Source organism: Pedobacter jaeyakensis, from assembly GCF_054461315.1.
Window position 1 is genome coordinate 4,332,169 of sequence record NZ_CM136921.1, and the last position, 25,799, is coordinate 4,357,967.

22 protein-coding genes are annotated in these 25,799 nt (G+C 40.1%); 11 read left to right on the forward strand and 11 right to left on the reverse strand.

The genetic code is table 11. The annotated features are described in order from the left end of the window. Nucleotides 1–2 precede the first annotated feature (2 nt). Nucleotides 3–353, forward strand: coding sequence for a DUF6717 family protein (locus tag ACXZ1K_RS19110; RefSeq protein ID WP_458971286.1), 351 nt, complete (start codon nt 3–5; stop codon nt 351–353). A gap of 36 nt (nt 354–389) precedes the next feature. Here the strand turns inward: ACXZ1K_RS19110 and ACXZ1K_RS19115 are convergent, their stop codons facing one another. From ACXZ1K_RS19115 to surE, 7 genes are all read right to left on the reverse strand, one after another. Continuing rightward, the gene (locus tag ACXZ1K_RS19115; protein ID WP_458971287.1) at nt 390–1,805 is read right to left on the reverse strand and encodes a glycoside hydrolase family 125 protein; all 1,416 of its coding nucleotides are present in this window, start codon (nt 1,803–1,805) and stop codon (nt 390–392) included. Nucleotides 1,806–1,809: 4 nt separating this feature from the next. Then, nucleotides 1,810–4,071 (reverse strand): GH92 family glycosyl hydrolase, encoded by a 2,262-nt coding sequence (locus tag ACXZ1K_RS19120; RefSeq protein ID WP_458971288.1) that lies wholly within the window; start codon nt 4,069–4,071, stop codon nt 1,810–1,812. A gap of 148 nt (nt 4,072–4,219) precedes the next feature. Next, the gene (locus tag ACXZ1K_RS19125; protein WP_458971289.1) at nt 4,220–5,890 is read right to left on the reverse strand and encodes a RagB/SusD family nutrient uptake outer membrane protein; all 1,671 of its coding nucleotides are present in this window, start codon (nt 5,888–5,890) and stop codon (nt 4,220–4,222) included. A gap of 10 nt (nt 5,891–5,900) precedes the next feature. Further along, nucleotides 5,901–8,999 carry a SusC/RagA family TonB-linked outer membrane protein gene (locus ACXZ1K_RS19130; RefSeq protein ID WP_458971290.1) on the reverse strand — a complete coding sequence of 1,033 codons (3,099 nt, stop codon included), beginning with the start codon at nt 8,997–8,999 and terminating at the stop codon, nt 5,901–5,903. Between the two features lie 401 nt (nt 9,000–9,400). Beyond that, complete coding sequence (lpxB, locus tag ACXZ1K_RS19135) at nt 9,401–10,507, reverse strand: lipid-A-disaccharide synthase (protein ID WP_458971291.1); 1,107 nt, start codon at nt 10,505–10,507, stop codon at nt 9,401–9,403. After that, nucleotides 10,504–10,782, reverse strand: coding sequence for a stationary phase survival protein SurE (locus ACXZ1K_RS19140; protein WP_458971292.1), 279 nt, complete (start codon nt 10,780–10,782; stop codon nt 10,504–10,506). Before ACXZ1K_RS19140 ends, lpxB begins: the two co-directional genes overlap by 4 nt. Nucleotides 10,783–10,792: 10 nt before the next feature. Next, nucleotides 10,793–11,581, reverse strand: coding sequence for a 5'/3'-nucleotidase SurE (gene surE, locus ACXZ1K_RS19145; RefSeq protein ID WP_458971293.1), 789 nt, complete (start codon nt 11,579–11,581; stop codon nt 10,793–10,795). A gap of 129 nt (nt 11,582–11,710) precedes the next feature. Between surE and ACXZ1K_RS19150 the strand changes: the two genes are divergently transcribed. Continuing rightward, complete coding sequence (locus ACXZ1K_RS19150; RefSeq protein ID WP_458971294.1) at nt 11,711–14,644, forward strand: M16 family metallopeptidase; 2,934 nt, start codon at nt 11,711–11,713, stop codon at nt 14,642–14,644. A 64-nt stretch (nt 14,645–14,708) separates the two neighbouring features. Here ACXZ1K_RS19150 and ACXZ1K_RS19155 read toward each other — a convergent pair whose 3' ends face one another. Continuing rightward, nucleotides 14,709–14,894, reverse strand: a complete 186-nt coding sequence (locus ACXZ1K_RS19155) for a CsbD family protein (RefSeq protein ID WP_458971295.1) — start codon at nt 14,892–14,894, stop codon at nt 14,709–14,711. A gap of 65 nt (nt 14,895–14,959) precedes the next feature. Continuing rightward, nucleotides 14,960–16,852 carry an acetate--CoA ligase gene (gene acs, locus ACXZ1K_RS19160; RefSeq protein WP_458971296.1) on the reverse strand — a complete coding sequence of 631 codons (1,893 nt, stop codon included), beginning with the start codon at nt 16,850–16,852 and terminating at the stop codon, nt 14,960–14,962. Nucleotides 16,853–16,931: 79 nt separating this feature from the next. Here acs and ACXZ1K_RS19165 point away from each other — a divergent pair, with 79 nt between their 5' ends. The 9 genes from ACXZ1K_RS19165 (at nt 16,932) to ACXZ1K_RS19205 (ending at nt 23,788) form a co-directional block, all read left to right on the forward strand. Continuing rightward, nucleotides 16,932–17,060: a hypothetical protein gene (locus ACXZ1K_RS19165; RefSeq protein ID WP_458971297.1), complete on the forward strand. Its 129-nt coding sequence runs from the start codon at nt 16,932–16,934 to the stop codon at nt 17,058–17,060. Between the two features lie 342 nt (nt 17,061–17,402). After that, nucleotides 17,403–17,879 (forward strand): Lrp/AsnC family transcriptional regulator, encoded by a 477-nt coding sequence (locus ACXZ1K_RS19170; RefSeq protein ID WP_458971298.1) that lies wholly within the window; start codon nt 17,403–17,405, stop codon nt 17,877–17,879. A 147-nt stretch (nt 17,880–18,026) separates the two neighbouring features. Continuing rightward, a complete protein-coding gene (rpmB, locus tag ACXZ1K_RS19175; RefSeq protein ID WP_039866682.1) occupies nt 18,027–18,260 on the forward strand; it encodes a 50S ribosomal protein L28 in 234 nt (77 codons plus the stop codon). 39 nt (nt 18,261–18,299) lie between these two features. After that, nucleotides 18,300–18,482: a 50S ribosomal protein L33 gene (rpmG, locus tag ACXZ1K_RS19180; protein WP_136837740.1), complete on the forward strand. Its 183-nt coding sequence runs from the start codon at nt 18,300–18,302 to the stop codon at nt 18,480–18,482. Between the two features lie 40 nt (nt 18,483–18,522). Then, complete coding sequence (locus ACXZ1K_RS19185) at nt 18,523–18,681, forward strand: DUF4295 domain-containing protein (RefSeq protein ID WP_458971299.1); 159 nt, start codon at nt 18,523–18,525, stop codon at nt 18,679–18,681. 72 nt (nt 18,682–18,753) lie between these two features. Continuing rightward, the gene (ftsY, locus tag ACXZ1K_RS19190; RefSeq protein ID WP_458971300.1) at nt 18,754–19,719 is read left to right on the forward strand and encodes a signal recognition particle-docking protein FtsY; all 966 of its coding nucleotides are present in this window, start codon (nt 18,754–18,756) and stop codon (nt 19,717–19,719) included. Nucleotides 19,720–19,734: 15 nt separating this feature from the next. After that, nucleotides 19,735–21,069: a 30S ribosomal protein S12 methylthiotransferase RimO gene (gene rimO / locus ACXZ1K_RS19195; RefSeq protein WP_458971301.1), complete on the forward strand. Its 1,335-nt coding sequence runs from the start codon at nt 19,735–19,737 to the stop codon at nt 21,067–21,069. Between the two features lie 46 nt (nt 21,070–21,115). Next, entirely contained in the window at nt 21,116–22,702 is a 1,587-nt protein-coding gene (bshC, locus tag ACXZ1K_RS19200; protein WP_458971302.1) for a bacillithiol biosynthesis cysteine-adding enzyme BshC, read from the forward strand. Continuing rightward, nucleotides 22,703–23,788: an Ldh family oxidoreductase gene (locus ACXZ1K_RS19205; RefSeq protein WP_458971303.1), complete on the forward strand. Its 1,086-nt coding sequence runs from the start codon at nt 22,703–22,705 to the stop codon at nt 23,786–23,788. It abuts the gene before it with no gap. On the opposite strand, the gene lepB is transcribed toward ACXZ1K_RS19205, so the two are convergent. Beyond that, nucleotides 23,785–24,990, reverse strand: coding sequence for a signal peptidase I (lepB, locus tag ACXZ1K_RS19210; RefSeq protein ID WP_458971304.1), 1,206 nt, complete (start codon nt 24,988–24,990; stop codon nt 23,785–23,787). The two genes, ACXZ1K_RS19205 and lepB, sit on opposite strands and share 4 nt — an antisense overlap. A 9-nt stretch (nt 24,991–24,999) precedes the next feature. Then, the gene (dapB, locus tag ACXZ1K_RS19215; protein WP_458971305.1) at nt 25,000–25,740 is read right to left on the reverse strand and encodes a 4-hydroxy-tetrahydrodipicolinate reductase; all 741 of its coding nucleotides are present in this window, start codon (nt 25,738–25,740) and stop codon (nt 25,000–25,002) included. Between the last annotated feature and the right edge of the window lie 59 nt (nt 25,741–25,799).

The following is a 25,799-nucleotide window of genomic DNA, read 5'->3' on the forward strand; positions in this document are numbered from 1 at the left end:
TCTTGGAACAGGTATTTAGATTTTATAAAACTGCAGCACACAAATGGTTTGTTGACCTGCCCGATTGGGGCGGCAACATTGACGATTTAGAAATGGTAGAAGGTGCTGATGAAATGCTGGACATTGTAAGCGGTTATGAAGAGGAATGCCATATCAGAATGTCTGACGAGAAATTTGACGATGCTGAGGTATTGACTTTAGACCGACCTAAACTGGAACAATTTGGTGGCGGCGGGATTTACATATTAGAATGTTACAAGAGCAATCAGCTAAACCATGAGCTCTGGCTTTGTGGGGTTACTAAAACTGTGTTTAAAGATTTACCAAGATATATTTATTTTAAGAAAGCATAGAGGCTGCTCAATTGAACAGCCTTAATGCTTTTATTATTATGCTAGCAAATGTGGTTTTTCTTTGTAAACCTTCCACAGAAATTCTCCGAAAATGGTATTTGCCCATGCAAACCATGACCTGGTAAAATCAGCCGGTTTATCCATGTTAAAGGACTCGTGCATGAAGCCAGTTCCAGCATGGCATTTCTGCAATATCTGTAAGCAAGACTTAATTTCTGCTTCGCTGCTGCTGGTTAAACCCTGCATGGTTACAGCGATAGGCCAAATCTTATTGATCCCGGTATGCGGACTACCAATTCCTTTTGCCGCTGTTCCCTGGAAGTAAAAAGGGTTTTCTGCGGAAAGGATCAGTTTACGGGTATTGATATAAACCGGATCATTTGGTTTTACTGCTCCTAAATAAGGCAATGCCAACAGGCTTGGCACATTGGCATCGTCCATGATGTTAAAACTGCCGTAACCATTCACTTCAAACGCATATACCTTACCAAAGGTTGGGTGACTAACAATGGCATGTTTTTGCAATGCGGTTTCTACTTCTGTTGCTAAAGCCTTGCATTCTGCCACTAAGGCCGTGTCTTTATGCACTGCAGATAAAATCTCGGCCGCTTGTCTCAAACTTACTACTGCGAAGAAGTTAGAAGGTACTAAGAAATTATAGATGGTGGCATCATCACTTGGACGAAATGCAGAGCAGATCAATCCAACTGGTTTAACAGGATAACCGTAACCACTCAATGGAGTAGTATCTGTAGCGAACATCGTTTCGCGTTGGAAATGATATGGGCCTTGTCCATCTTTACGTTGCTGAACTTTAAAGGTTTTTACAATTAACGCGATTGCTTCTCTCCAGGTGGCATCAAATGGTGTAGTATCACCAGTAAGTTTCCAATACTGGTAGCTTAGGCGGATTGGGTAACATAATGAATCAATTTCCCATTTGCGTTCGTGTACGCCGGGCTTCATGTCGGTATGATCTGTTTTCCACTCTCCTACTTTATTAGGATCGCCGTAGAAGGCATTGGCATAAGGATCTTTGATGATGCTTTTTACCTGATGGTTTACCACACCTGCAATAAGATCTTGTAATTGTTTATCACCTTTTATCAATTGCAGATATGGGGTAACTTGTGCGGTACTGTCGCGCAGCCACATGGCATCAATATCTCCGGTGATTACGTAGGTATCGTGTTTGCCGTCCTTCTCTGTGTAGGTTACTGTGGTATCCAATGTATTTGGAAAGCAGTTTTCAAACAACCAGGCCAATTCCTTATTCTTCACATTTTTGTGGAACTCTGCAATAGCGCTGTCTACAGCTTTACTCTGGAAGTGTCTTTTCGAAGCAGCTACCCTCACTACAGGAAAATCTGGTGCAGCAGCAAATGATACTTTGCTGGCCATGACCCCGGCCGCTAATAATCCTGTGTTTTGTAAAAAAATTCTTCTTTTCATATTTCTATTTGGTTAGAGAAAAAGGCTTGTCTTCTGCTAGCAAACCTCTTTGCTCATTTGGTTTGTTACTCATTTCTAATTTCAGCACACCACCTTTCAATAAATCGGCATGTGTAATGAAGTTCTTAGTATAGTTGACACCGTTTAAAGTGGCCGACTGAATATACACATGATCTTTATCATTTGCCGGCGCATCGATCACGAATTTTTTACCATTCTCTAAATTAATAGTTATTTTCTTAAACATCGGACTACCCAGTACATATTCTCCAGTTCCAGGTGTAACGCTGTAAAAACCTAATGCACTCAACACATACCAGGAAGAGGTTTGTCCTTGATCTTCATCGCCCGGATAACCATTTTCTGTAGCATCATAGAGTTTTGTCATCACTTCTCTGGCCCTTGCCTGGGATTTCCAAGGTTGATTGGCATAGTTATACAAATATACCATGTGTTGGATTGGCTGATTGCCATGGGCGTATTGCCCCAGATTTGCCATTACCATTTCCGTCATCTCGTGGATCATCCCTCCATAGGTACCTACTTTGACTTTGTTAGGTTCACTAAATACTGAATCCAGTTTGGCTGTGAAGTTTTGGTTACCGCCCATGAGGTTGATGAGCCCTTTGGTATCCTGGAAAACAGACCAGGTATAATGCCAGGAGTTACCTTCAGTAAATGGTCCGCCCCATTCGATTGGGTCAAAGTTCTTAGTCCAGCTGCCATCTGCTCCTTTACCACGCATGAATCTTGTAGAAGGATCGTAGACGTTCCTATAATTATACATGTTTCGTTCAAAGATATCCATGTAGTATTTGTTGCCTGTCATTTTTGCCAGTTCGTAACCACAGTAATCATCATATGCGTATTCCAATGTTTTAGCGGTAGATTCCCTGTAGTTTGGATACGGAACGTAACCCAACTGATAATATTCCTTCCAGCCATCACGACCGTTAGCTGGTCCCCATGGGCCTTTGTTCATTGCTTCGTGATAGTATGCATCAAGGGCTTCTTTCGGATCAAAGGTTCTGATGCCTTTTGCCCATGCATCAGCCAATAAAGAAATGGCATGGTTACCGATCATACTGCCGCCCTCACTTGGGAACGACCATGATGGCAACCAGCCGCACTGCTTATAGGCATCTATCATTGCCTGCATGTACTGGCCATGCATTTCAGGATGCATTAAGGTATTTAAAGGAAATTGTGCGCGGAAGGTATCCCAGAAGCCAGTATCGGTAAACATGTAACCTGGGTGGACCTGACCATCGTACGGACTAAAATAGTAAGGTTTCCCGGCTGCATCAATCTCATAGAATTTACGGGAGAATAGGCTAGCCCTAAAAAAGCAAGAATAAAAAGTAGCTTTATCTGCTTCAGCACCGCCTTCAACCTGAACGCGACCTAATGATTTATTCCAGACCGCAGCAGCATTCTTTTTGGTTTGCTCTAATGTTTTATCTGCACCCAGTTCTCTTTTAAGGTTAAGTTCTGCCTGCTCCAGACTGATGTAAGAAGAAGCTGTTTTAACCTGCACTTTTGTGCCTTTAGCGAATTCTATGTAGGCTCCTTTACCCTTGCCCTCTGCAGAAAGAGAATCGGCATTGATCATATTGCTCCTGTTGTCCCAGGTTCCGTAACCTTTAATGGGCTGATCAAACTGAATCACAAAAAAGCTTTTCCAGTTGTTCCTAAAGCCTTCTCCGTTACTAACCCAACCAGTGATCTTGTTCTCTTTGGGATAGATTTTTACACCGCTGGTGCGGATGTAGCCATCTAAGACTAGAATGCTTCTTTCTCCTTTTGGATAGGTAAAGCGCAGATGTGCCCCCCGTTCTGATGGAGATATTTCTGTGGTGATCTTGTTATCAAATTGGACTTTGTAATAGTTGGGCTTGGCGATTTCATTGGCGTGACTAAACTTCGCTTCGCGTTTGTTTTGATCTACAATCAGTTCTGTCATAGGCATTAAAGAGAATACTGCGTAATCTCTCGTCCATGAACTGCATTGGTGTGCTTGCTGGAAGCCCCTGATCTTATCAATAAAATACTGGTATTTCCACCCGTCGCCATTTTTACCTGTTTGCGGAGTCCAGGTATGCATCCCAAACGGCAATGCAGTAGTAGGGTAAGTATTACCCCTTGTGAGTTCGTGTTTAGAGTTGGTTCCCTGCAGCGTGTTGACGTAGCTGACCAGGTCTGTCTGCTGGGCAAATGAAGCATTTGCGGCTAGAAGCAGAGCGATGAATAATGGTTTTAATTTCATGTTTGTGTATTGTACCTTATTACCTACTATAAGGCTTTTAGTTTGGTTAAATCGTTTTAGTAAACATATGAATTTTCAATTACTTTAAAAAAAGAACAGGTGATTGTTTTGACACAACCACCTGTTCGAACAATTGGGATATTGAATGTTATTGAGGATACCCTGTGTTTTGGGTAAGTTTTGGATTTAGCGCTCTTTGCTGCTGAGGTATTGGAAATAGCTTTTTGTAATCTGCACTTGCTTGATGATCCCACCAAGTACCTGTTGTAAACTTACCAAACCTGATTAGATCGTCTCTTCTAAAACCTTCGAAGATAAATTCACGCCCGCGTTCCGCTAATAATTCTGGCAATGTTAGCGTAGCCGTAGTGTAGGCATTAGCGGCCTGTTCAGCTGGCGTAGCATATACCCTCTTTTTAGAGTCGTTGATTAACTGCACTGCTTCTGCTGTGGCATTTCCGCCATTTTTACGCATTATGGCTTCTGCCTTGGCAAAATAAATCCAGGTTAAGCGATAGATATGCCAGTCTGTATTGTTATAGTTTGCATCGGGCTGTTCCCCATTCGCTCCGTTAACCTGGTTGCCTAGTTTGTATTTATTGAAACGCACTCCACTATTCTCTTCACCTTCACTCATGTTGGAAACAGTTGAACCAGATTTATTCCTTTGAATGTTGTCAACAAATACCAATGGTTGACCATCGTATTCGTTACCGCCTGAAGCAATTACTGGCTGTCCGTTATCAAACCTCTTCATTGGTCCTTCTAATAACCATTGGGTTTTTCTTAAATCTCCGTTTTGAAAGGTGGTAAAATTGCCTGGAACTACAACTACACCATCGTTGCCATTGCGACTACCGCCGTAGATGAATTGTTGCTGAAAATGATAGAACTCTCCTGTCCAAGACGGTTGGAAATTCGCCTTCTGGAATTCATAAGCTATGGAGAAGATGGCTTCTTTAGACAAATCATTATTAGGTTTAAAGGCGTCAGTGATGTTTGCATCCAATGCCATTGCACCGTTTAATCCACCTGCCTGGTTATTAATTAGCTTATCAGCAGCTGCAATACATTCGTCCCATTTAGGAGTACCAATCCAAGCTTCAGCATTTAGATACAATTCAACCAGCATGGCGTAACCTCCTGCTTTGGACATTCTACCTAACATTGATTTAGACAGCACAGGTGCCTTTTCTACATTTTCTAAGATCTCTTTTTCAATGAAAGCAAATACCTCAGCGCGTGTAGATGAAGCCGGCAACTGATCAGTTGGAACAGTTCCTACTGGCACTTGTGTTACTATAGGAACATTGCCCCAGAGATCCATTATCTTTAAATAGTGGAATGCCCTGAATAGTTTTAGTTCGGCGACGTACTCATCCTTCTCTGTTTGAGTTAAGCCGATAGCTGCTGGATCTTTTCCTTCAATCTTGGTGATTGGGTCGTTACATAACCCAACGCCCCACCACATCAAAATCCAGGCATTATTAAGTCCACCCTCATCGTTGGTCCAGGTATGATAATGCAGACGTTTCCATTTACCGCCATCTTCTCCGTGTCTGCCTTTGGTTGGCCAGGCGAGCTGGTCTGCAGAAAGTTCACTTGGTCTCCACCAACCATCTTGTCCGGAAGGTGTCGCCCAGGCGTTTGCATGAGTGTACGGCCTTAGAACCGCTGATATAATTTCGTTTTTGTTGTTATAAAAGTTGTCGCTTTGAGCAGTATCATATAAGTTTTCATCCAGCTTAGTACAAGAATCAAACAATGCAGTTGACGCTGCAAGTCCTGCTATAAATAATGTTTTATGTAGTGTTTTCATGTGTATATTTTTAGAAGCCGAGGTTTAAACCAAATAAGAAAGAACGCGTACTAGGATATGGACCTCTTCCATCGATACCTGGAGCAAGGCCTGTATCACTGATAAAATCAGGATCGTTACCTGTGTATTTGGTAAACGTGGCTAAGTTTTGTCCGGTTGCATATATGCGCAGGTTTCTAATCTGTTTTGATTTGAGTTTGAATCGGTATCCTAATGTAATTTCATCCAGTTTAAGGTGACTTCCACTCTCTACGTAGTAATCAGAATACATATAAGTATCATTGATTTCAGCATATTTGGTAAAGGTTGAGTTCAAAAGATTATCACCAGAAACTTTATTACCATAAGAAATAGCAGTTGTATTTAGGATATCATAATCGAATTTTCCTCTGAAGAATACCCTTAGGTCAAAGTTCTTATAACTAAAGTTATTGGCTAGCGACATGTAGTATTTAGGAATACCGTTACCAATTACCACGTAGTCAGTTGTGTTTCTATCGAATGAGTTGTTGATCTGATCGTTACGCACCTTTTCTCCGGCCCTGTTGTAGAACAACCATTTTCCATCGTCTGTGAATCCAGCAAAACGTTTACCCCAGAATTCACCAAGCTTGCCACCTTCATAAGTACGAATGGCATTACCAAGTGCACCGTAACCTCCGATATCGCCCAGCGACAGGTACTCTCTCTTGTAGGTGTCGTTAGAATAACTATCAAGCTTATTTGAAGTTGTACTACCTGTAAAGTCGATATTCCAACTGAAATTATCATTCTTTATAGCAGCATAACTCAGCGCAAGCTCGACTCCTTTTGCAGAGATTGACCCTACGTTAGTATAAATATTACCCCTGATATAAGGTGGCTGAGGCGAATCGTAGCTATCCAACAAATCTTTTGTAACTCTATTGAACACGTCAAAAGATCCTGTTAACTTATTATTAAGCAAGCCAAACTCTAAACCAATATTAAGCTCACGCTTTTTCTCCCATTTTAAATCTGGGTTTGGATTACTGTTTGGCCCATAGGTTTCGCGGTATTGTCCATCTGGATATAGATAAACACCACCAGTTCCAAGGGTTACCAATGATGCATAGTTACTAATACCAGAGTTACCTGTTACTCCATAACCGCCTCGCAATTTAAGGTAGTTAAAGATTTTATTCTCCTTCATAAAATCTTCCTGAGTAATAGTCCATCCTGCAGAGAATGCAGGGAAATCTCCCCATTTGTTGTTCACACCAAAGCGTGAAGAACCTTCGCGACGATAAATTGCCTGTGCATAATACCTTCCTTTATAGGTATAATTCAACCTGCCAAAGAATGCGATCAACGTATTGTCATTTTTATAACTACCAAGTCCAGCTTTACCGGCTGCCAATTGGTTTCCTGCATTCAAGTTGTTTTCGTCAAATAGGTCGTTCAAAAATCCAAGGTTATTTGCGTTGAATCCTTCGAATACTTCGTAACGATAGCTATATCCGCCCAATGCAGTTAGACTATGGTTATCTCCTAGAGTTGGCTTGTACTCAATTGTTGGCTCAACATTGAAGTTTTGCTCCAGCACTGTAGATCTTGAGGCATAACCTCCACCTTTGTAGATATCATTTTCCAATGAGTATTCGCCATTTACACTGCGATATTCTCCATCGATATAACTGTTCCTCTGCACTGCACCAAACACGGAAGCTTTTAGGCCTTTTGCAATATCATAGTCGACTTTTGCATCAACTGAACTGGTTTGCTGCTGTCTTTTATTTGTTTCCTGAAATAATCTGGCGTACTGGTTTGTACTTGTATTTTCGAAATAATAAGTACCATCCGCATTAAAGTTAGATAGCGTTGGGTTTCGTCTGAACTGATCCTCCCAGCCCCCGCCACCGAGCAAGTTTGCTTTATTAAATGTGGTAGTTAAATTTATCGCTGCATTTAGCTTGTTATCGAAACCTTTTTGATTGAGGTTTAACCTAATACCGTATTCTTCCCGACCATTTTCTTTGGCAAAACCTTGCAGGTTTCTGTAGTTTAAACTGGCGCGGTAACTTGTTGTTTCAGACCCCCCTGAAATGGCCAGGTTATGGTTTTGGCTTAAATTATCTTTGTTTACCAGATCGTTGAAAAAATCAGTAGTGTTCCCATAGTCTGTTCTGTCCAGCTCGCCTGAAGCAATTCTTGCCCGAAGTTCATCAGCAGTCATAAAGTCCGGACGTTTGTATAAGGTTTCATGCCTGATGTAACTGGAGTAATCGAATTTTGCAGGACCAGCTTTACCTTTTTTTGTGGTGATCAAAATTACACCAGCATTGGCACGGGTACCGTAGATAGCTGCTCCTGAACCATCTTTTAGGACATCCATTGATTGGATATCGTCCTGTTGCAGAAGATCAAGGTTCCCACCAGGTATACCATCGATAACAATTAGCGGACTTTGACTACCAGTTACTGAGGTAACACCCCTGAGCTGAATGCCCACACCAGAGTTTGGATTGGAACCACCTGTACGGGTAATTTGCAAACCTGCTACCTTACCCTGAATTAAGTCGAGCGGATTTCTAGAACCACTTTGCCTGAAATCTGCAGAATCCAGGTGTGCTACTGCAGAGGTCACTTCCTTTTTGTCCAAAGTACCATAACCTACGGCTACAATTTGGACATCTTTCAATGTTTCTCCTTCAGATGGAGCAAGCCTTATACTTAAAGGTGCATTACCTGCCCCGGCAGCCCGGGTAAGTGGAGCATATCCTACGTAACTAAATGTGATTTGTTCAGTTGGTCCAGTCACTGCGATTGCAAACTTACCGGTACCGTCGGTTACGGTTGTTTTACCTGAAGCGGTTTTAATACCCACACCAGGGAGAGGTAAAGACTTTTCATCAACAACAAGGCCAGTTATAGGCTTTTGTTTAGTGCTGTCCTGGGGGGCAGGTGCTGTAACTGGTTGTGGCGTAACGTTGGCTTTTTTTGTAGTATCCTTCTTAGTTGTGTCTTGCTGAAAGAAGTAACTACCACTTAAATTGCTGAGTTTGAAGTGTGAGGTTTTCCCTGCATAGCTTCTAAAACTCAGCGTACAGAGCAGAATAAGCGCTGTACTGATAAGTAATTTAATTCTCATGGATGTTTTAGTTAAAGTGTATAAATGGAAAGATTATTTGATTAGATTTTAAAATTGGACATAAGGAGATATGCCTTTAAAAGGGGAGTAAATTTTCTGGCAGAAAGCCATAGTAATTTAACGCCTTAAAAACGCGGAAGATGGAGAATCTAGATGTTTGAGATTAAGAAATCTTAGTGATCGTAGGTTACGATGATGAAGTTGAGGTTTCTTTTAATAATAAAATGAGCGTTAGTTTTGCGGCGTTTTAAATTGAGGATAGTTTTAGTTTTCATAACATATAGGGGGATATATATTTTGGTAAAACGTTTTACCCAGAGAAAATGTTTCACTTAATGGCCAAAAAAACTCTTTTAGCATTCAAAATTCTGAACATTAGTCGGTTAAATTTCAATCTAATCTTAAGATCTCAGAAATTTCACGATGAGTTTCGCTGTTCTTTCTGATGCACCCGGAGTGCCCATTAGCTCACTAAGCTGTTTGTATTCATCGAGCATCATTTGTCTGATTGTTCCCTTTGTAATCATCTTCAAGCTGTTGGCAATTGCGCTTTCATTGCACTGCTCCTGAATGAGTTCTGCGACTACCCTTTTATTCATAATCAGGTTAACTAATGAAATGAATTTGATCTTTACAAGTGCTCTGGCAATAGCTACAGAAATTTTGCCCCCACGATATACAACTACTTGCGGCACATGGAAAAGAGCGGTCTCCAATGTAGCTGTCCCTGAAGCGACAATAGCTACATGAGCTACATTTAGCAAGTCATAGGTTTCATTGAATACCAAAGTGATATCTTCAGTAGTACTAAACTGCTGATAATACTCCTCTGAAAATCCCGGAGCCGCAGCAACTACAAAGTGATATCCTTTAAAGCGTGAAGTAATACTGAGCATATCTGGAAGTAGCCGCTCAATTTCTTGTTTTCTACTTCCTGGCAAAAGGGCGATAATGGGCTTATCTGTGATCTGATGTATGCCTTTAAAATGTTCATTCGGAATAAATTGAGCGATCTCGTCCAGTAGTGGATTGCCAACATAATCAACTTCCATTCCCCAACCTTTGTAAAATTCAACCTCAAAGGGGAGAATACAAAACAATTTATCTACTACGCGTTTTATCCGAAGAACTCTTTTCTGATTCCAGGCCCAAACTTTTGGAGATATATAATAGCAAACTTTCAGCCCGTTCTTCTTCGCGAATTCAGCGATATTTAGATTAAAGCCGGGAAAATCTATCAGGATCAAAGTATCAGGTTGATAAGCGCGCACATCAGCCTTGCAGGCTTTCATATTTTTAAGTATGGTTAGGATGTTTAGCACTACTTCTGTAAAACCCATAAAGGCCATTTCGGCATAGTGTTTAACCAACTCTCCACCAACGGCTTTCATCTTATCGCCACCATAATAGCGGAATTCTGCATCAGGATCTTCAATCTTTAAAGCTTTCATTAAATTAGCGCCATGGAGATCGCCTGATGCCTCGCCAGCTATTAGATAGTATTTCATGTCTGATTGATTTTGTAGAAAAAGAAGGCAAATGCCCACATGAAAGTTGCACTGATTACGCCTCTCGCGGCCATCTCTTTATCTTGTTTGAAAAAGTAATGCATAAGTAGTGCATTGACTGCAATTGCAGCAATCAGCAAAAGGTCTGCCTTCGCTAAAAATGCAAATCTATGGATAAGATACCATGCAATAGAAAGCAGAAATGCCGGCAATACGATCCCTGCACCCAGACCTGCCCAAACAGAATTTGGAATATTCTTTCCTGGTTCTTGCATGCTTTGCTAATTATTGCCCTTCAACTTCAAACGTCCAGGAATTTAGTACAGGGATCGCATGATGAGCGGTGAGATCAAATTGAACTGGCACTACAGAAACAAATCCATTATCTAGAGCCCAAACATCCGTATCCTCGCCCTTGTCGTTGTTTTGAAAAACGCCAGTGAGCCAATAATATGGGCGTTGATAAGGATCCTTTCTTTCGTCAAACTCTTCAGCCCATTTAGCGTTTGCCTGGCGACATATTTTTATCCCTTTGAGATTTGCCCCTTTAGGGAAATTCACATTCAGCAATGTTGCCTGTGGCAGGCCATGCTCCAAGACTTGCAAAGAGATGGCTTTAATGAACTTTTTCGCATGACTAAAATCCGCTTCCTGGCTAAAATCATCCAGTGAAAAACCAATTGATGGAATGCCTTCAATTGCACCCTCAACGGCGGCAGACATGGTGCCAGAATAGATTACGTTTATAGAGTTATTAAGGCCGTGATTTACACCTGAAACACAGAGATCTGGCTTTTTCCCTTTAAATATTTTATTGACAGCAAGCTTTACGCAATCTACAGGAGTTCCAGAACATTTATACATTTCAACGCCGGGATAAAGGTCAACTTTATCAAAACGAAGTGGCTTTCCAATGGTAATTGCGTGTCCCATTCCAGATTGCGGACCGTCTGGAGCTACTACAACTACATTTCCTAAGTCCTGCATCACTTCTATCAAGTTCTTTATGCCTGGTGCGGTAATACCATCATCATTTACCACTAGGATGTTTGGTTTAATCTGCTGTTTTTTCATTTATAGGTACTCTTTTAATATGAATGCTGTAAAAGTACGACATCAATTATACACATTTTAATAATTTTTATGCCCCAATTATAAATCATAACGCAGTTTTATATATGTTTGATCATAACTTAATTTGACATGAAGAATAAACTGTTACTGCTCACCTGTTTACTTATAACAGGAAAGAGTATTATGGCTCAATCCACCTACCAATGGAAAACAGCTACGTCTGCCGGCTATACCTACAAATATGTGACTGGCGACCCTACAAAAACCCGTTTTTATACGTTAAAGAATGGCTTAACTGTGATCCTCTCCAAAAACATAAAGGAGCCTAAAATAGAATTCCGAATGGCAGTTCGAGCAGGTAGCAATACTGATCCTCGAAACGCAACAGGATTGGCCCATTACCTGGAACACTTGCTATTTAAAGGAACCGATAAATTCGGCACAATGGATTTTGAAAAAGAGAAACCATTGCTCGATAAAATAGATGCACTTTATGAGACCTATAATAAAACAACCGATCCTGCTAAAAGAAAAGAAATTTATGCAGAGATCGATAAAACATCAGGTCTGGCTTCAAACTATTCTATCGCGAATGAGTATGACAAAATGATCAAAGCGTTGGGTGGACAAGCATCTAATGCGCACACCTGGTACGAAGAAACTATCTATAATGAGGATTTCCCTTCAAATACCACTGATAAATTCTTAGCCTTACAAGCAGAGCGTTTCCGTAATCCGATATTCCGTATTTTCCATACAGAACTGGAAGCTGTTTATGAAGAAAAGAACCGTGGACTGGACAATGATGGCTGGAAGTTGGATGAAAAAATGTCTGAGCTACTTTTCCCTACCCATAACTACGGTCAGCAAACTACCATTGGAACCATAGAGCACTTAAAGAACCCATCATTAGTAGAGATCAGAAAATATTACAACAAGTACTATGTTCCGAACAATATGGCCATAGGTTTTGCTGGTGATTTTAATCCCGATGAGATGATCAAAAAAGTAGATCAATCCTTCTCATTCATGCAACCAAAACCACTACAATTATATACTCCTGCTCCTGAAAAGCCACGCACAAGTATACAAAAAGTAGATGTTTACGGCCCAAGTGCAGAAAGCGTTGAAATGTATTACAGAGGATATGCTCAAAGCACGAGTCAAAGCTTAATGCTTGACCTGATTTCCAGCATCCTTTCGAACGGTAAAGCGGGGCTTCTAGATATCAACCTGAATAAGCAGCAAAAAGTGTTACGTGCAAATGCCGGCTACCAACAAATGAAGGATTACGGTGTGTTTAGCCTTTCTGCGCAACCCAAACAAGGTCAAACCTTAGAAGAAGCACAGCAGCTTTTGCTAGCGCAAATTCAACTGCTTAAAAAAGGGGACTTTGATGAGAGTTTGATCAAGGCTACGGTAGCAAACACCAAGCTAAATCTATTACAGGCTTTTGACAACAACGCATACCGTGTTGAGGCAGCAGCGAACGATTTTATCTTAAACAGGGGCGTAAATTGGAATAAGTCACTCAGCACTCCTGATGATATGGCTAAAATCACCAAAAAGCAAGTGGTTGCCTTTGCGAATAAATTTTTCCTTGACAATTATGTAGTTGGCTTTAAACACAAGGGGGAAGATAAAACGACCGTTAAGGTTGAGAAACCACTGATTACCCCTATAAATCCAAATGCAGATGCTACTTCTGCATTCATGACCAAATTATTAGAGTCGCCATCAAAAGAAATTGCACCACAGTTCTTAGATTATAAGAAAGATCTTAATTTTGGTAAAGCAGGCATAGCAGATATAATCACTGTTCAAAATAAAGAAAATAGTATTTTCCGTCTTTCTTACCGTTTCGACATGGGGGCCTTCAACTATAAATTGGAGCCTTATGCGGCACAATACCTTACCTTTCTTGCTACAGATAAATACACAGCTGAGGAAATTAGTAAGCAATTCTATAACATTGCGTGTAACTATAATTTCGTTGTTTCAAATGAGACAGCAACAATCAACATCAGTGGTTTACAAGAGAATTTTGATAAAGCCGTAAGCCTGGTAGAACATATTTTCGCAAACTGTAAGGCTAATGAACAAGCCCTAAGCGATCTTAAAAGCAGAATTCTTAAATCAAGAGAAAACAATAAACTTAATAAAGGAGCAATCCTGAGTGGCTTGATGAGTTATGCACAGTACGGCGCAAGCAATCCTTACAATTTTGTTTTAAGTAATGATGAAGTAAAAGGTATGACATCAGAGCAATTGCTTTACATTTTGCATAACATCAATAACTACAAGCATACCATTACGTACTATGGTCCGCAAACGCCTGCTGTGTTTACAGCTGCAATCACCAAGATCCATAAACTGCCAAGTGAATTTACGCCAGCTGCTGCAGCGAAATCATTTACTTACACCAACAATACTGCTAATCAGGTTTATTTTGCAGATTACGACATGGTACAGTCTGAAATAAGATGGGTACGAAATGGTGGAAATTATGATCCGGCAATGGCTCCAAAAATCAGTTTGTTTAACAGCTATTTTGGTGGGGGAATGGGTTCAATCGTATTCCAGACTATCCGCGAATCTAAGGCCCTTGCCTACTCCACTTTTGCTGTTTATCAAACCCCTGATAAGCGAGATAAACAAACGGCAATGGTTGCCTATGTTGGTAGTCAGGCTGATAAAATGAACGACGCTGTAAATGGCATGAATGAATTATTGAATGTTTTGCCTCAGGCCGACAAATCTTTTGAAGCTTCAAAATACAATGCTTTAAATGGAATTGCCACTGATAGGATAACACAGGACGGAATTATTATGAGTTATCTTGCTGATAAGAAAATGGGTATTGACCATGATTCGAGGATAGATGAATTTGCAGGTTTAAAACCGCTAACTTTTGAAGACATTAAATCTTTTCATGCAGCCAACGTAGCAGGTAAGCCTTATAATTATTGTATTGTAGCTTCCGAGAAAAAAGTAAGTCTTCAGGACATGCAAAAATTCGGAACTGTTACTAAACTTAGTCTTGATCAGATCTTTGGTTACTAGATAATTTAATCTATAAAAAAAAGCTCCTGATTTTCGTCAGGAGCTTTTTTTATTGCTTTTATGATTACAAGCTCTTTATCCAGTCTACCAATTCATCTCTGGTTTTGCCAGTTTTTTGCTGAAGCTTTCCATACAATTCATCATCTTTTCCCTCCTCATATTTTAAATCGTCATCGGTTAAGTCAGCATAAGCCTGTTTAACTTTACCTTTAACTTCATTCCATTTTCCTTTTAATTCTAACTTATCCATGATAGTTTCTCTTTAGGTTTAACAATCGTTTGTGATAATTACAACAGACAAAGGGAAGTTATGTTTTACTGTTTTGCTTTTGAAATAATCTCTTCAACTACGGCGGGATCAAGCAGGGTAGTAATGTCGCCCAAATTACTGGTATCTCCTTCCGCAATTTTTCTTAAAATTCTTCTCATGATTTTGCCTGACCTTGTTTTAGGAAGTCCTGAAACGAAAAGAATTTTATCAGGCTTAGCGATTGCGCCAATAACCCGGGTAACCGTTTGTAAAATGTCCTTTCTGGTTAATTCTTCATCGTTATGCGAATTAGGGAAAATGACAAAGGCAAATATGCCCTGGCCTTTTACCTCGTGCGGAAAGCCTACAACTGCACTCTCTACTACACCGGCATGCATGTTGATGGCATTCTCCACTTCCGCAGTACCGATTCTGTGTCCTGATACATTGATGACATCATCAACCCTACCGGTAATTCTGTAATAGCCATCTTCATCACGCAAACACCCATCACCAGTAAAATACAATTCTTCATATGTAGAGAAATAAGTGAGGCGACAGCGGTCGTGATCGCCATAAAGCGTTCTCAGCATTCCAGGCCAGGGGAACCTAATGCAAAGATTACCACTCACGCCATTACCTGTCAGCTCTTTACCTTGTTCATCAACCAGCATTGGTTGTATTCCGGGTAAAGGCAGTGTAGCAAAGCTCGGTTTCGTAGGCGTAACATAGGCGATCGGAGAGATCATGATTCCACCTGTTTCGGTCTGCCACCAGGTATCCACTATTGGAGCTTTACCTTTACCCACATTTTCATCAAACCAATGCCATGCTTCTTCATTAATAGGCTCGCCTACGGAACCCAATACCCGTATAGAACTCATATCAATGCCATTTAAAGGCTCGAGACCGAAGCTCATTAAAGACCGTATCGCAGTCGGTGCCGTGTATAGGATATTAACTTTGTGTTTTTCAACGATCTGCCACATCCGGGATGCATCAGGATAGGTAGGTATACCTTCAAACATCAATGTGGTAGCACCTTGAGATAGCGGCCCGTAGACAATGTATGAGTGACCTGTTATCCAACCGATATCTGCAGTACAAAAGTAGACCTCATCCGGTCGGTAATTAAAAACGTTGGAAAATGTATATCCTGCATAAACCATGTAACCTCCAGTAGTATGGACCACGCCTTTAGGCTTCCCGGTAGATCCTGAGGTATACAAAATAAATAATAGGTCTTCTGCATCCATTTCCTCCGCAGGGCAATCTGTATCTACGAGTTTTATTTCATCTTCCCACCAAATGTCCCTGCCTTTGAGCATAGAAACAGGTGTACGCGTATGTGTTAAAACCACTACCTTTTCTACGGTAGGGCATGCAATTAGCGCGTCGTCGATAACTTCTTTAAGCTGAATCTGTTTACTACCTCTAAACGCTCCATCGGCTGTGATTACAATTTTACAAGCTGCATCGTTAATACGATCAGCAATAGATTTTGCAGAAAACCCACCGAAGACTACGGAATGAACTGCGCCGATGCGTGCACAGGCTAACACTGCAACCGCTAATTCAGGAACCATTGGCATATAAATGCAAACGCGATCACCTTTTTTTACTCCGTTCTTTTTTAATACGTTCCCAAAACGGCAAACTTGTTCATGAAGGATTTTGTAACTTAACGTGATGCTATCGCGACTTGGGTCGTTAGGTTCCCAAATGATCGCTGGCTTATCTCCGTTTTCTTCAAGATGCCTGTCTAGGCAATTTTCTGTAATATTTAGTTTTGCACCTTCAAACCATTTTATGTCCGGCTCTTTAAAGTTCCATGAGAGAACTTTGTCCCATTTCTTTTTCCATAAAAAATTTTCTGCAATAGTGGCCCAGAAGTTCTCAGGCTGTTCAACACTTAACTTGTAGGTCTCGTTATATTCTTCTAAAGATTTGATCTGCATATTTGGCATTGTTAAGAGCGTTAAATATAACAAATGAATACCATTGCAGCCAATTGCTTATATTTATTAATTAACGGCCGTGAAAAGAATCATCTTGTTATTTCTATTGATATTGGATAGCTTGTTTGGCAGACAGTATGCTGTTAATAGCCCATTAAAGATCTCTGATGATGGTCATTCCTTTCAACATTCAGATGGAAAACCTTAAAAGTACGTGACAGCTTTCAGAGATCAAGAAAATCATTTTGCCATGATATACCTAACTGTTGGAATAATGATGATGGTGAAAATTTCACGAACTATAACCAATGGTGATAAAATGCGTCGACGAGTAAACGTTGAAGAAATTATACTTTTTTTTTCAGTCAGAAGGCCTCATTTAATAAACCGATTTAGCCAATTTGAGAAGGAAGAAAAGACCGCGACACTAGCGATCCTAAATGATAATTTTTTCTATGCTCCTCATACTAAAGGTTGGATTCACACACAAAAAATAATTAATATTGCGCCATAACAGCAGTAATTATATTTTATATTTAATTAAATTAACATGAACAACAAAGTTGATGGCGTAGACGCAAAAATACTTGAGTGGCTCCAAAAAGATGCAAAAATGTCCGCCAAGGCAATTGGCGAAATTATTTGCCTGAGTCCTGGCGCTGTTTCAAAACGAATAAGAAAGATGGAGCGGAGCAAAGTTATTGTTGGATACTCATTGATTCTCGATAAAACTAAATTACTTAAAAGTTTTGCCGTATTAGTGATGGTAACGCTGAAAGTGAAATCTGAGAAAGTTCACCAAGAAATTGAGGATAGAGTTAATGCTTTTCCTGAAGTCATACAGAGTTATTGTATAGGCGGTGGAGTTGACTATATAATCCACTGTGCAGTTTCTGACATGCCAGCTTACGAAATATTTAATGCAAAGTTGACTGCTGCAATTCCATTTAAAAGTATAAATAGTTTTGTTGTCATCCAGGAATTAAAAAAGGTTCCGACCATCGATTTAAGTCACATTGACTCGTAATTTAAGAAAAATGGAAGCTCACATTAAACCTTTTAGTAACTAATTGAAAATATTTCAGATAGCTTCTTGATGATTACAAATATTTTATTGATATTTGCACACTCTTAAAAAATTAAGCGAAGAACAATTAACAATATATAACAAAGCATGTCTAGAGTTTGTGATTTAACCGGAAAAATGGCGATGACAGGTTTTAATGTTTCTCACTCAAACGTTAAAACTAAGCGTAAGTTTTATCCCAACTTACAACTTCAGAAATTTTATATTCCTGATGAGGATCGTTGGATAACACTGAAAGTATCTACTTCAGCTATCAAAACCATCAATAAAATTGGTATTACAGAAGCGATCAACCGCTTCATGAAAAAAGGATATTTGTAGAAACAATGGCTGATGTGAATCAGCCTAAATAATAAAGAAATGGCAAAAAAAGGTAACAGAGTACAAGTTATTCTAGAGTGTACAGAACATAAAACCAGTGGCATGCCTGGTATGTCAAGATACATTACTACTAAAAACCGTAAAAACACTACTGAGCGTTTAGAATTGAAAAAATTCAACCCGGTAATGAAAAAAGTAACGGTACACAAAGAAATTAAGTAATACATTTTTGTATTCAATTAAAATACAATCTATTTAGATCATGGCAAAGAAAGTAGTTGCAACCCTAAAAACGGGTAAAGGAAAAGAATATTCGAAAGTTATTACAATGAACAAATCACCGAAATCTGGTGCTTATTCTTTCAAAGAAGTTATTGTTCATAACGATCACGTTGCAGATGCTATCGCATCTAAAAAATAATATTAATATTTAATAATATTAAAGCCGTCCCTTTATTCTGGGAGGGCTTTTTTTGTTTTGTTATACATTCTTATGGGTTTATTCGATTTTTTCAAAAAGAAGGAAACTGCTCCCGACGCTCAGGAAGCTCTGGATAAAGGGTTAGAGAAAACTAAAACAGGTTTTTTAAACAAGATCACCAAAGCTGTAGCCGGAAAATCTACTGTTGATGATGATGTTCTGGATAATCTTGAAGAAGTTTTAGTAACCTCTGACGTAGGTGTTAGCACAACCTTAAAAATAATAGACCGTGTCCAGGGTCGAGTAGCGAAGGACAAATACCTATCAACTACTGAACTTAACGGTTTGTTGCGTGATGAGATCCAGCTCTTATTAGCAGAAAACAACAGTAATGATTTCCGAAGTTTTGAATACGGTGGCGATCATAAGCCTTATGTGATTATGGTGGTTGGCGTTAACGGAGTAGGTAAAACTACCACCATAGGCAAACTTGCTCACAAACTTAAGGCTGAAAATCTGAAGGTGGTATTGGGTGCTGCCGATACTTTTAGGGCAGCGGCAGTAGAACAAATTAAACTTTGGGGTGAGCGTGTGGGTGTAAGAGTTGTTGCACAAGCTATGGGTTCTGACCCTGCTTCCGTAGCTTTTGACACCCTGCAATCTGCTGTAGCTAATGGAGAAGATGTAGTTATTATTGATACTGCAGGACGCCTTCACAACAAAGTGGGGCTAATGAATGAGCTGGGCAAAATTAAAAATGTTATGAACAGGGTCGTTCCAGGTGCTCCACATGAAATTCTATTGGTGCTAGATGGCTCTACCGGGCAAAATGCCTTTGAACAGTGCAAACAGTTTACGGAGGCTACTGATGTAAACGCCCTGGCTATCACCAAATTGGATGGAACTGCAAAGGGTGGCGTAGTGATCGGGATTTCTGACCAATTTAAAATACCTGTTAAATATATTGGCGTAGGTGAAGGTATGAACGACCTTCAATTGTTCGACAAAAAAGCCTTCGTTGATAGTCTATTTAATTAATATTAAAAACAATACATGAATACCAAAACGATACCTTCCATAACACCGGTAAAAAAACCAAGAATAAATGTCATTACCTTAGGTTGTTCCAAGAATACCTATGATTCTGAAGTTTTAATGGGGCAATTGCGTGGTAACAGTATGGATGTTGTTCATGAAGCAAATAAAGTTGGAAAAGACGACATCATCGTAATTAATACTTGTGGCTTTATAGATAATGCAAAACAGGAATCAATTGATACAATTTTACAATACAGTCAGTTAAAAGATGAGGGCAAGGTTGGAAAAGTTATCGTTACTGGATGCTTATCAGAACGTTACAAACCTGAATTGGAAGCAGAAATTAAAAATGTAGACGCTTTTTTTGGCACAAATGACCTCAACAATTTACTGCATTCTTTGGGTGCAAATTACAAGCATGAACTAATCGGCGAACGCCTACTGACTACCCCTTCTCATTTTGCATATTTTAAAATTGCTGAAGGTTGTAACCGTCCCTGCTCATTTTGTGCTATTCCACTAATGAGAGGCAAGCACGTTTCACGTGATATGCAAGAGCTTGTTAACGAAGCAAAAATCCTCGCTGCAAATGGGACTAAAGAATTAATTTTAATTGCCCAGGATTTAACCTATTACGGATTAGACATTTATGGAAAGCGTAATCTGGACGAATTATTACGCAGGCTTTCCGATGTTCCAGGAATAGAGTGGATCAGATTACAGTATGCCTATCCTTCTGGTTTCCCTATGGAAATATTGGATGCCATGAACGAGCGGGAAAATATTTGTAAATACCTGGATATGCCTTTGCAGCACATCACAGACAATATGTTGAAGTCAATGCGCCGTGGTATCACCAAACAAAAGACAATTGATATTGTAAATCAGATTAGAGATAAAGTACCGGGCATTGCTATGCGTACTACTTTAATTTGCGGATATCCAGGTGAGACAGAAGCCGATTTTGAAGAAATGCTGAGCTGGGTAGAGGAAACACGTTTTGACAGATTGGGTTGCTTTACTTACTCTCACGAAGAGAAAACACATGCACATAACCTTATAGATGACGTTCCTGATGAAGTTAAACAAGAACGTGTTGATGCTATAATGGAACTACAACAAGGCATATCTTTCGACATTAATCAGGATAAGGTGGGTAACACTTATAAGGTTTTGATAGATAGGAAAGAGGGGGATTTTTTTATCGGAAGAACAGAATACGATTCTCCCGAAGTAGATAATGAAGTTTTAATTGATGCTACAACAGGCTATGCTGCAGTGGGTAGCTTCGTAAATGTAGAGATCGACCGTGCTGAAGATTTTGATCTGTATGGTCGGATTGTAAAATAAAAGTGTGATAGGATGAGTTGTTGTTTATTACCCTAAATTCGTTGCGATGCAGGCCAAATATATTTCTTACAAAGACACCAACGCATTTTCTGCAGCCGTACTAGATTACATGGGCGGCAAGGAACAGCTTAAACCCTTTTACAAATACAGCCCTAACTTAAAGGGCTTTGCTGAAGCAATACCTAACAGAAACTTTAAAGGCGATAGGGCATTGCTGGTAGACATTTTGCTGAAGCAATACGGTTTAATCAAATCAAGCAACACTGTTAAAGCAAACATCAATCTTCTGGCTGATGAACGTACTTTCACAATTACTACCGGTCATCAGCTAAACATCTTTACAGGCCCACTCTATTTCATATACAAGATTGTCACCGCAATTAACCTGGCAAAAGAGCTGAAACAAGAATTCCCTGACTATAATTTTGTCCCGGTTTACTGGATGGCAACTGAAGACCATGATTTTGAAGAAATCAACCATGTGAAACTGGAGGACAAAATGCTGACTTGGGAAAAAGAGGCCAGCGGAGCAACGGGAAAGTTGAATACGAAAGACATTGAAGAGGTGCTGATTGCCTATAAAGGCTTCCTAGGTATTTCAGAAAACGGCATGAAATTATCTCAATTGGTGGAAGACGCTTATACCAAACACGCCAAGTTGAGTGACGCTACAAGGGAACTTGTTGATAGTTTATTCGGGCGCTATGGATTAGTTTGCATTGATGCAGATGAGCCTGCGCTAAAAGCACAGTTTGCGAAGATTGTATATACAGACATTACGGAAGGACATAGCTCAAAATTAATCGCTGAGAGCAACCAGGCTTTGGAAGATTTAGGGTACAAACCGCAAGTAAACCCCAGAGAGATCAACTTCTTTTATATGACCGAAGGGTTGAGGGAAAGGATTATTGATGATAAAGGTTCTTATAAAATAAAAAACACCCAGCTTCGTTTCACCAAAGAGGAGCTTGAAAAAGAAATTAAAACCTACCCTGAACGATTTAGTCCAAATGTTGTGATGCGGCCGCTTTACCAGGAAGTTATTTTACCTAATCTCGCTTATATCGGTGGTGGCGCTGAGGTGACTTACTGGCTGCAGCTTAAAGCAAATTTCGACCACTATCATATTCCATTCCCCATATTACTGCTTAGAAATTCTGCTCAGTTTATTGATAAACGTAGCGAACAGAGAATGCATATCCTTGGGATTTCGCAACGCGATCTTTTTAATGATACGTTACAGTTGAAGAACGACTGGATTAAATCACATGTTAATCTACAACTCACGTTAAGTGATGAAGAGAAAGCAATCAATGGTGTATTTGAAAAAATAAAGGAAAATGCACTTACAATTGATAAGACACTGGCTCAATCTGCAGATGCAGCAAAAACCCGTGCCCTGAGACTGATCTCAAATTTGGAGAAAAAAATGCTACGCGCTGAAAAAAGGAAGCACACCACTTCATTAGCCCAGATTGAAAATCTTAAGAGCAAACTCTTCCCCTCTGATGGCTTACAGGAACGGAGTATGAACATCGCTCCAATGTATATTGAGTATGGGGATGGGTTTATTGATTCACTAATAGCCCATTTTAAACCCCTAGATAACCAGTTTACTATTCTTTTTGATTAAATGACCTTTTTAACCTTTACTGAAGTTCAATTACGCGAATTTACCGAGGCTGTATTCCTGAAAATGGGGTGCACAACACATGACGCTTGTCTTGCAGCTGATGTTTTGATAAAGTCTGATTTAAGAGGGATAGATTCTCATGGTGTTGCACGTCTAAGCGGCTACATAAGACTTTGGGAAAAAGAAAGGATCAATGCCACTCCAAACCTCAAAGTTGTCCACGAAACGTACACCACAGCCACGGTAGATGGAGATGCGGGTCTTGGTCTCGTTGTTGCCCCATTTGCGATGAAAATAGCAATAGAAAAGGCCAAACTCTACGGCAGCGGATGGGTGGCGGTTAAAAATTCGAATCATTTTGGGATTGCAGGTTACCATGCATTATTGGCAGTTGAGCAGGAGATGATTGGAATCAGTATGACAAATGCCAGTCCGCTGGTTGCTCCCACCTATGCAAATGAAAGGCTGTTGGGGACCAACCCAATGTGCTATGCATTCCCAGCGGGGAAGTTTCCTCCTGTTGTGGTAGATATGGCAACCGCAGCCGCAGCAAATGGCAAGCTGGAAATCGCACAACGTGCAAATAAACCTATTCCTGACGGATGGGCACAGGATAAAGATGGAAAAAATACTACTGATGCAAATGGACTTAAGGCAGGAGGATCATTATTACCGCTTGGTAGCGATAAAGACCACGGCAGTCACAAAGGCTATGGACTAAGCGCAACGGTTGACATATTATCTGCCGTACTATCTGGAGCCAACTACGGTCCATGGGTGCCTCCTTTTGTAGCATTTCTTGAACCATCTGCAAATCCTGTTGGAGAAGGCATTGGCCATTTCTTTGGGGCAATGCGTATTGACGGCTTTCGACCCGCGCAAGAGTTCAAAAATCATCTGGACAATTGGATCGAACGTTTCAAAAATGCTAAGACAATTGATCCTGATAAACAGGTAATCATACCAGGTGAGCCAGAATTTGCTTTTGAAAGTGAACGCAAAAAAAACGGCATCCCTTTGATAGATGCCGTTGTAAATGATTTAAACGAACTGGCCAAAAAATTAGGTATTAGCGGATTAAGCTAGTGAATTCCTTTTAGAATCCTGCTCCACCTTATCTTGCTCAGGAAGGATCCGTTGGTATCGTAACTCATCCAAATAAAGAGTGCCTTGCCAACAATGTGATCTTCTGGCACAAAGCCCCAATATCTCGAATCCAATGAATTATGTCTATTATCACCCATCATCCAGTAATAATCCATTTTAAAGGTATAACTAGTAGCTGGAACGCCATTGATTAGCCAACCATTACCGGATTTCTCTAACTTATTTCCTTCGTAAATTTTAATACAACGCTCATAAAGCGGCATCGTTGCAGAATCTAACTGTACGGTCCATCCTTTTTTAGGAATTTTGATTGGACCAAAATTATCTACATTCCAGTTTCTGTTTGGATCAAACGGAAAAACATCAGATTCACGCTCACCAGCGGCTTTAAAATAAGGCTTAACCGATTCCACAAAATCAAGTCCTCTTACCTTTTCCATCATCAGCTCAGATCCATTAAAAATATAACTCCTTTCCCCTTGCTGCGTGATATCTGGATCTGTGTCTCTTAGACTGAAACCCATTTCACTAAAGATGCCGAAGTTTACGCTAGCTGTTTTGAAAGTAACAATGTATTGGAAATTACCAGTATTTTTCAAAACCTCGGGCTTTCCGTTAACGGAAACTAAACCGCCGGTCATGCTAATCACATCCCCAGCGATCCCAATACACCTTTTAATGTAGTTTTCCCGCTTATCAACGGGGCGGGCGATAATGGTATATTGTGAATTGATCTGTTGCCAGCTACTGTTCCTCACCATTCTATAGTAATCATTGTCTTGCGCCTCTAAAGCCACCGTATCACCTTGAGGGTAATTAAATACCACCACATCATTATTTTTAATGTCTTGCAAGCCTGGTAAACGATGGTATTTCCATTGTACGCCGTCCCAGTATGCCTTTGTACCAGTTAAAGGCATGGTATGGTGTGCAAAAGGAAACGCTACTGGCGTCATGGGTATTCTTGGTCCGTAATTAACCTTACTTACAAAAAGGAAATCTCCAATAAGCAGTGAGCGCTCCATGGATCCTGTCGGTATGGTATACGCTTCAATAAAGAATACCCTGATGATGGTTGCGGCTATTACTGCGAAGAGGATGGCATCCACCCATTCGCGACTTTTAGTCTTTTTTTTCTTTGGCTTGGCAACCTTATCTTTTTGCCAGAATTTCCAACTCATGCTTTATTGCTATTTAAAATTAAATATATCAGTAATATTATAAAAACCTTGTCTATGTTCCAGCCATTCTGCAGCCACAATAGCACCTAGTGCGAAGCCGGAGCGACTATGCGCAGTATGCTTAAATTCTATCTCATCAACTTCAGAGCTATAAACAACGGTGTGTGTACCTGGAATATTTTCTATCCTATGAGATTCAATCAATAACTGTTCTTTTTTTACCACCTCTTCAAATGGCGTTCCTACCAGTTCATTAACCCACTCTGTCTTCCTATCCAGGTTATCGATAACACCTTCTGCAATGGTCATTGCGGTTCCACTTGGTGAATCCAATTTTTGGGTGTGATGAATTTCCTCCACCTGCACTTCATAAGCAGGAAAGCTATTCATCAGTTTAGCCAACACTTTATTCATATGGAAAAATATATTTACCCCAATACTGAAGTTTGATCCATATAACAAGGTATTGTTACTATTAAGACATTCATTTTTTACCTCCTGAAGCTGTCCGTACCATCCAGTTGTGCCTACAACTACAGGTAGGTTCGCCGTAAAACATGCGTAGATGTTATCCAATGCGGCATCCGGTGTGCTAAAATCAATTGCTACATCAGCCTTGCGAAGATTACTTTCTGTAAGGTCTTCCTTGTTGTCAACAGTAATTTTTAATACTACTTCATGGCCCCTGTCTAAAGCAAATCTCTCAATGATCTGCCCCATTTTTCCATAACCAAGCAATGCTATTTTCATTGTATGTCTGTCTATTTATAATAAACCCTGCAAAGGGCGTTTGAAATCTACTCCTTTAG